Source organism: Sulfuricurvum sp. (genome assembly GCF_028688295.1).
Lineage (GTDB): Bacteria > Campylobacterota > Campylobacteria > Campylobacterales > Sulfurimonadaceae > Sulfuricurvum.
This window is the reverse complement of the sequence record NZ_JAQTYM010000021.1, coordinates 26,836-34,789: the sequence shown is the minus strand read 5'-3', so window position 1 is coordinate 34,789 and position 7,954 is coordinate 26,836. Positions and strand designations below refer to the sequence as shown.

Genomic DNA, 7,954 nt, shown 5'->3' with positions numbered 1-7,954 from the left:
TGAAATTAGCCGCAAAACAACCAAAACAGTGGCGTATGTTTCCAACGCTCGATTTGCCGATGGAATACAATATTCTCAACCTTCCCTACGAAGTTTACGCAAAAGAGCGTGGAGCATCGTGGTCGAAGCATATGTAAGTAAAGCATCTTAAGGATATACAATGGAAGAAAAAAACGAACTCAACGACATCATCCTCAATAAAAGCGGATCGGGTTCTAGCACCAAAAAGCTTTTATTAGCGATTGCCGCTCTAACTTTGATATTAATCATTGTTTTAGTAATTATGAATTCACTGAAAAGTGAAAGTGATGAGCAAGCTCCAAACGCAGCAGTTGTCCCTGAACCATCATCTCCTACTGAAGTGATTGATGATCCATTATTTGAGCCTGTTGAAGTAATCCAAGAAGGCGGTAATGAAAGTGCTACTCAAGATTTAGGACAAATTGCCCAAAAAATCAAACAAGAGTCATTCCAAACGGCACCTGCTACTGCAACAAATACCCAACCGGTTATGCCGGCGATTCCACAACAAAATGCACCGGTAGCGCAAGTGAAACCGACGCCAACCGCAATAAATGTACCAAAAGTACAAACACAGCCTGTAGCTGCAAAAGTAATCCCTGCTGCACCTGCAAAAGTACAAGTCGCTCCAAAAACTACTGCAACCGTTGTCAATACACCAACCATCAAGTCAACTAAACCTACTGAAAGCAAACCAGTAGCTACGGCTTCTAAACCAGCTACAACACCGACAAAAACTGCTCCGGTAACCCGAACTATTACAACTACAGCAACTCCAGCAGCTAAAAAACCTGTTGAAAAATCTGTCGATACGACCGGTACCTATTACATACAAGTTGGTTCTTTCGCTAAAGAGCCAAATAAAGCACTGTTTGAACGTCTCAATGCGAGTGGCCTCAAATATGTCACCTCTCCAAACGGATCAATGACCAAAGTTATGGTTGGACCGTTCCAAGGTGAGAAAGCGGCACGTGATGTTCTCGGAACCGTAAAACGCAATATCGAATCTAACGCCTATATTACAAAGGGATAACGTGATATCTTCACGCCGTTTTTCTCTCGACCAATTCGCCCCTATCGCCGTTTATGAAAAGGCTAAAAGCCTTTTCCCCTCTGAAGTGAGTTTTTTGCTGGAAAGTGCCGGAAATAGTGCCGGAAACTATACAATTATCGTTATCGGAGCACGAGAGCGTCTCAGCTACAGTGATAAAATAACGACCTATACGGACAGTGATGGGAATAAAAATACTATCACCCTCTCTCCATTTGAATTTTTGAAAGAGTACTACGCTAAACTGGATTTCCAAGCTTATCGTGAACGAGCTCGTGAGCTTGGTGTCGGTTATATCGATGGGTTTATAGGTTATATCGGGTATGACATGGTACAAGTTTTCGAACATGTACTCGAAGATTCTATGAGTAAACTGAAAGATCAAACCCATATTCCCGATATGGATCTCATCCTCCCGAAACTTGCCCTCGTCGTGTCACACAAAAATGCCACTATTACCATGCTCAGCTGTGTCGATTCTATGACGCAGCGTTTCGAAGAGATTGAAACCTCATTAAAAGCTCCCTATAGCTACACACCGCTTAAACCAATCATCAATGACAAAGGGGGAGAATTCATCTTTTCCAAAGATCAATTCTTCACCATGGTTGATAAATCCAAAGAGATGATTAAAAGCGGTGATGTTTTCCAAATCTTGATGACCAACCGCTACATACGGCATGCACAAGTTGATCCTTTTAGCTTTTACCGTGTTTTACGCCTCAAAAATCCATCCCCTTATATGTATTTGATGGAGTATGAAGATTTCAGTATCGTCGGAAGCTCACCGGAAGTAATGGTTCGTCTTAGTGAGGGTGACATCCTGCTGCGACCGATCGCAGGGACTCGTAAACGCGGCGGTACTGCCCAACGTGATGCAGAGCTTGAAGAAGAGCTCCTCTCTGACCCTAAAGAGTTAGCAGAGCATTTGATGCTCATCGATTTGGGTCGTAACGATGTCGGACGGGTTGCTAAAACAGGGACCGTCAAAGTCAAAGAGATGATGCACGTGGAGCGCTACTCGCACGTTATGCACATTGTCTCCGATGTTCACGCCGAGATCGCTGAGGATAAAGATATGTTTGATCTTCTTGCCGCGACTTTCACCGCAGGAACTATGACAGGAGCACCAAAAATTCGTGCGATGGAGCTGATTGCCGAGTATGAAGGGGTTAAACGAAGTTTCTACAGCGGAACCATCGGATATTTTGGATTTGATGGCAATATGGACAGTGCGATCACTATCCGTACAGCGATGATCAAACCTGACACCGTTATCTTGCAAGCGGGGGCGGGGATTGTTGCCGATTCGGTACATGAGCTCGAATACCTCGAAGTGACCAACAAACTCGGGGCTCTCACCAGTACACTGGATGATTTAGTGGAGATCCGATGAAACTCTTTAGTATCTTCGGTGATCCGATAGCCCATTCACGCTCTCCGCTGATGCACAACTCTGTTTTCAAAGCACTTGGCGTTTGTGCTTGCTACAGCCGTACCCATCTTAGCGATGGATCACAGCTGCGTGATGTTTTCATTAGTAAAGGGTTAAGCGGAGCAAATGTCACCGTCCCTCATAAAGAGAGTGCGTACGCACAATGTGATGAAGTACGAGGAATCGCCAAAGAGATTCAAGCAGTAAACACCCTCGTATTAGAAAAAGGTCGTCTAATCGGGTACAACACCGATGCTGATGGTTTTATGTCAGCTATCCAATCGTTCGGACCAATACGCAACGCTCTTATACTAGGTGCCGGAGGGACAGCACGTGCCCTCTCTATCGCACTGACTCATGGTGAAATTACCCCTACCATCCTCAACCGATCATCCGGACGGCTCGATTTTTTTCATAAAGAGGGGATCTATGCCTACTGCTGGGACGGTTTTACCGCCGCAGAGTATGATTTGATTATCAACACCACTTCAGCAGGACTTAGTGATAACGAACTCCCGATTCCTCGACCTCTTCTTTTAGAGCTTCTTTCCCGTGCCAAAGGGGCAATCGATGTTATTTACGGCAAAGAGACTCCGTTTTTACGAGAGATAAAAGTGAGCGGTCTCCCTTACAAAGACGGCTCTGATATGCTCTTGGAGCAAGGGGTTCTTGCCAATCACCTATTTTTACACGGTGAGTATCCTATTGATAAAATCCGACCTGCTATGCAACATAGCTTTTCCCTCTAATGAAAATCGACGGACGTTTTTGGCTTACTAAAGAAGGGCAAAGCTTTTTAGGCTCAGGACGGATCGAACTGCTGGAGCGGATCGATCAGAGCGGATCCATCAATGCCGCCGCCAAAGAGATGAAAATGTCTTACAAAGCAGCATGGGAGCGGATCAACGGGATGAACGCTCTCGCCGACCAGCCACTCATAGAACGCTCAACCGGTGGCAAAGGGGGCGGAGGGACGAAACTCACCCCCTATGCGCGAGAACTGATCGCAACATTTCACCGTTTGGGAGAACTTCATCGTCAGTTTATCGATCGTTTTGCTGAAGCAGGAAATGACCCTGAACACCTCGCCCGCATCCTCAGCCGCACGTTTCTCACCACCAGTGCACGCAACCAGATCCCCTCTACTCTCTCTTCGATAGAAACAAAAGGGTTACACTCTACCCTAACCCTCGCACTCAGCGGTTCGGACACTCTTCACTCCACCATCACTGCCAAATCGGTTGAAAACATGGGGTTAACCCTCGGATGTGACACCTATGCGATTATCAAATCGAGTGATATCCATATCGATTCCACGCTCCCCACCTCCAATACCGATGAGAATGTTCTTATCGGGACGATAGAAACACTTGAAACCTCAGGGGAGAATATCGAGATAGGGCTCAGACTAGAGGGTGGTACACTCCTCATCGCCCTCGAACAAGAAGACTCTCTCCAAAAACTACAAATTGGACTGAAAGCTTACGCAATCATCTCACCTTTACATATTATTATTGGGCTGTAAAGTACAAAAAATCAATCTTTACCAAATATATTCTTTCGTAATATCAAAAAGAATATAAGCAAATATTTAAGAAATAATTGGGAATACTTCTAAGAACCGCAGACATTCACATTTACTTAAAAGGAATGTCATGAAAACAAGTGCACGTAATGAGATCAAAGGGACTATTACCGAGATCAAAAGAGGTCAAATCAACAGTGAGGTTGTCCTCTCAGTCGGTGGCAACACTGTTTTAAAATCAGTTATCACCAACGATTCTGTCGAAGATATGGGTTTAGTAGTCGGTGAGAGCGTTTATGCGATCATCAAAGCCCCTTTTGTTATGGTAGCAAAAGATAAGCCAACCAATATCAGCATTCGTAACATCATCGAAACGAAAGTCACCGAAGTAAAAAAAGGGATCGTAAACGGTGAGTTGAAGCTCGCTATGGGTGATCAAACACTCACTGCTGTCATCACCGAAGACTCTGTCGAAGATTTGGGTTTCAACGTCGGCGATACCGTCTACGCGCTCATCAAAGCAAATTTTATTATCCTCGCAAAATAATTCGGGCTTAGCCCGAATACAATTCCCACCCAAATTGATACAAATTTGACAACTTTAAGCCTATTTCTCTATAATTTCGCTATATCTTACAAAATATAACGAAAATGTCACGTTTTTCTGTGAACCGTTTTTGCAATGCTCTGTTTATCGTTATATCACAAAAGAAATAAAGGAGTTTCAAATGAAACTGATCAAAGTCATCTTAGCTTCGCTATCCCTTGTGTCTGCCCTCGCTGCACAAACCATTACCGTTGCCGCTGCGGCTAATATGAAATACGCAGTTACCGATATCGCCAAAGAGTTTTCCAAAGAGACAGGTATCGAAGTAAAAATTATTACGGGTGCATCAGGAAAACTCACTCAGCAAATTATGAGCGGTGCACCGTATGATGCGTTTCTCTCAGCCGATGTTGAGTACCCAGCAAAACTGGCAAATGGTGGATATACCACCACCCCCTCTCAAATTTATGCGTATGGTACATTAATCCTCTGGAGTGATACGGGTGCTGATCTCTCAAAAGGGGTAGCCGTTGTTGCTGATCCAAGCGTTAAAAAAATTGCCCTTGCTAATCCTAAAACAGCCCCTTACGGTATCGAAGCGATGAATGCGATGAAATACTATAAAGTCGCAGGTGACGCCGCACCTAAAATTATCACCGCTGAATCAATCTCCCAAGTGGGCGCGTATGTAACAACCAAAGCGGTGGATGTCGGGTTTATGGCAAAATCAATCGTCCTAGCTCCTGATATGAAAAACGTCGGAAAATGGGTTGAAGTGGATGATAAAGCCTACAATACCATCGATCAAGCGATGGTGGGGCTCAAAAATGGATCTCCTGAAAATCAAATCGCGGCAAAAAAATTCCTCCGATATATGAGTTCACCTAAAGCGATCACTATTCTAAAAGCCAACGGTTACGGTTTACCGAAAAAATAATATCTGTGCCTCAATAGAGGCTAGTGGAATTTTCCGCTTATCGTTATATCAAAATATAAATAAGGATAGATTATGAGAAAATTGAGCATTGCAACAGCACTACTTTTAGGAACAGCGGTATTCGCAACAGCGGCGGATGATTTAGCATCGGCTTTTAAAGAGGGAAAAATTGACGGACGTCTTCGTATGCAGTATTTTAACAATATATGGGATGACAATAGTGCAACCGGTAAAAATACAGCGAATGGAACCGGATTATCAGTAGGGGGAAGTTTACTCTATAAAACCGCACCGTTATATGGTATTTCACTTGGAACAGGTCTGTACACAACTCAAAATCCTGGTCATATTACCGGAGTCAATGACGGTGCAGGTTCAACTACCGGTGCGGATCTCTTTTCACGTGACTCTCACTACGAGGGAACGACAAAAGTAGGTGAACCTTATGGTACCGGTTACGCCGTTCTAGCCCAAGCCTATTTGGAGTATGCGCTCCCTTCGACCAAAACAAAAGCAAAAGCGGGTCGTTTTTTAATGACCAACCCGTGGATCACTCCGAATGATACCAAAATGATTCCGATAGCCGTTGAAGGTTTAGAAGGGGTTACTACCGATATCGCCAATACGAAAATCCAAATCGACTATGCCAACAAGTGGAAAGAACGTGGTATGACCTATTTTGGAAATATGGCGGATGGTTTGGATGTACCTAATGCGATCCGTAAAAACTACGATACCCATTACAACGCTCCAAATGCTGAAAAAGCTGACGAAGCCCCGGGTGTATTGATCGCAGGAATAACCAATAAATCTATTGATGGATTACAACTGGAACTCTGGGGAATGCATTGGGATGATCTTGTCGATCAAGTGATGTTCGAAGGAAACTATGCGTTCGAAGCGGGGGATGTGATTATAGGCCTTGGCGGGCGCTATATTAAACAATATGATAAAGGTGCCGGTGCACTCATCAAACCGATGACGAATAATGGCGATACCGATCAAAGTATCGATTCTCACCTTTGGGCTCTCAAAGCAACAGCCAATTATGGTCCAACAGGGTTTTTGATCTCTATGTCAGAAACCAGTGATGATGGGGATATGATCGCACCTTGGCGTGGATTTTTAACACAAACCTATACACGTAGTATGACCGTTACCGATTGGAATGCCAATACTAAAGCCTACAAAGCATTGGTAAGTTACGATTTTAATCAAATGATATCGGGACTTAGCAGTTTTGCCAGCTATTCCTTCTATGATCGTGACCCGAGTAAAACACCCTATTCATCTGCAACCAATAGAGCATTCCAAAACGGTGATACGAAACAATGGAATCTCGATCTCATCTATGCAATGGCTGGAAGTTTTAAAGGGACAGAGTTAAAACTCCGTCTAATGGATCAAAATAATGAAAAAGGGAAAGTCACTGATAAAGAACTCTCAGAGCAAGAATTGCGTTTTGAAGTGAACTATCGCTTTTAATAATCTCTTTGAATCAGTAATTCTCCGGCATTTTTGCCGGTAGCTTCAGGGGATTGTAAAGGACATAAATGTCCTTGCCACTAAAACGGATGCATTCGTTTTAGTGCGTAAAATAAAGTATCAGGAGAGGCGACAGGAGTGTTTGTCTGCGGTTATTCAAATCGCCTGTCGTCTCCCCTGATATTTTACCACTACAAAAAAGGAAAAATGATGAGTATGTCAAATTACAACGTTATATCTAAAAAGATACAATATGGCAATTCCTTATTAAATACCAAATCGTTTGCCGTCTCTTTCGGGGTTCATGCGGCACTTTTGGCTAGTGTAGCCTTCTTCATGACAACCCATCCGATCCCTCTTCCGAAGTCGGATGAAAAGATCACGATCTCTTTGGCAGAGTTCGCCTCGACCTCTGGGGATATTCACCGCTTGGAATCTAAGCCTCAACCCAAAGAGCATCTCCAACCTATCCTTCAAACACAACACGTCACTACGACCCCCCAGATGACACCGATGAAACAACCATCGCTGTCATCTGAGGCGTCCGCGCCCCTAGCTATGTCCGATGCTGCGTCTTCACTTCCGCCATCAGCCACTGTAAATGATTCTCCTCATTTAACACCCTCCACTCCTGTTCACGAATTACCAAGAAACGTAGAAAAGCACATTGGCGGAGCGGCATTGGGACATATTAGAGCTATGATCGAAAACGCCATCACCTACCCCACTATCGCTCGGAAATTGCGACTAGAGGGGGTGGTATTGGTCGCATTCACCCTCAAACCCGACGGTACGGTTGATACCGCACAGGTTAAAAGCACCAGCGGAAGCAATGTGCTCGATGATAGAGCGATTCAAACGATTCTCAGCCTCAGCGGTGATTACCCCTCACTGGGTAAAACCTTTGAATTGAGCCTCCCGATTGCTTTCAATTTGAGTTAATACACACTATA

8 protein-coding genes and 1 pseudogene are annotated in these 7,954 nt (G+C 44.2%); all 9 read left to right on the top strand.

The window, feature by feature from the left end; all coding sequences use genetic code 11:
- Positions 1–137 (top strand): annotated as a pseudogene (locus PHR02_RS06425) (DUF1882 domain-containing protein); the annotation flags it as partial.
- Between the two features lie 23 nt (positions 138–160).
- The gene (locus tag PHR02_RS06420) at positions 161–1,054 is read left to right on the top strand and encodes an SPOR domain-containing protein (protein WP_299990355.1); all 894 of its coding nucleotides are present in this window, start codon (positions 161–163) and stop codon (positions 1,052–1,054) included.
- Between the two features lies 1 nt (position 1,055).
- Positions 1,056–2,468 (top strand): anthranilate synthase component I family protein, encoded by a 1,413-nt coding sequence (locus tag PHR02_RS06415; protein WP_299990353.1) that lies wholly within the window; start codon positions 1,056–1,058, stop codon positions 2,466–2,468.
- Positions 2,465–3,256 (top strand): shikimate dehydrogenase, encoded by a 792-nt coding sequence (locus PHR02_RS06410; RefSeq protein ID WP_299990352.1) that lies wholly within the window; start codon positions 2,465–2,467, stop codon positions 3,254–3,256. The genes PHR02_RS06415 and PHR02_RS06410 overlap by 4 nt, the downstream gene beginning before the upstream one ends.
- A complete protein-coding gene (locus PHR02_RS06405; RefSeq protein WP_299990351.1) occupies positions 3,256–4,032 on the top strand; it encodes a TOBE domain-containing protein in 777 nt (258 codons plus the stop codon). The genes PHR02_RS06410 and PHR02_RS06405 overlap by 1 nt, the downstream gene beginning before the upstream one ends.
- Before the next feature lie 130 nt (positions 4,033–4,162).
- Positions 4,163–4,579 (top strand): TOBE domain-containing protein, encoded by a 417-nt coding sequence (locus PHR02_RS06400; protein ID WP_299990350.1) that lies wholly within the window; start codon positions 4,163–4,165, stop codon positions 4,577–4,579.
- Between the two features lie 181 nt (positions 4,580–4,760).
- Positions 4,761–5,516, top strand: a complete 756-nt coding sequence (gene modA / locus PHR02_RS06395; protein WP_299990348.1) for a molybdate ABC transporter substrate-binding protein — start codon at positions 4,761–4,763, stop codon at positions 5,514–5,516.
- A 72-nt stretch (positions 5,517–5,588) separates the two neighbouring features.
- On the top strand, positions 5,589–7,001 hold the full coding sequence (locus PHR02_RS06390; protein ID WP_299990346.1) for an OprD family outer membrane porin: 1,413 nt from the start codon (positions 5,589–5,591) through the stop codon (positions 6,999–7,001).
- 210 nt (positions 7,002–7,211) lie between these two features.
- Positions 7,212–7,943, top strand: coding sequence for an energy transducer TonB (locus tag PHR02_RS06385; protein WP_299990344.1), 732 nt, complete (start codon positions 7,212–7,214; stop codon positions 7,941–7,943).
- The last annotated feature ends 11 nt before the right edge of the window (positions 7,944–7,954 follow it).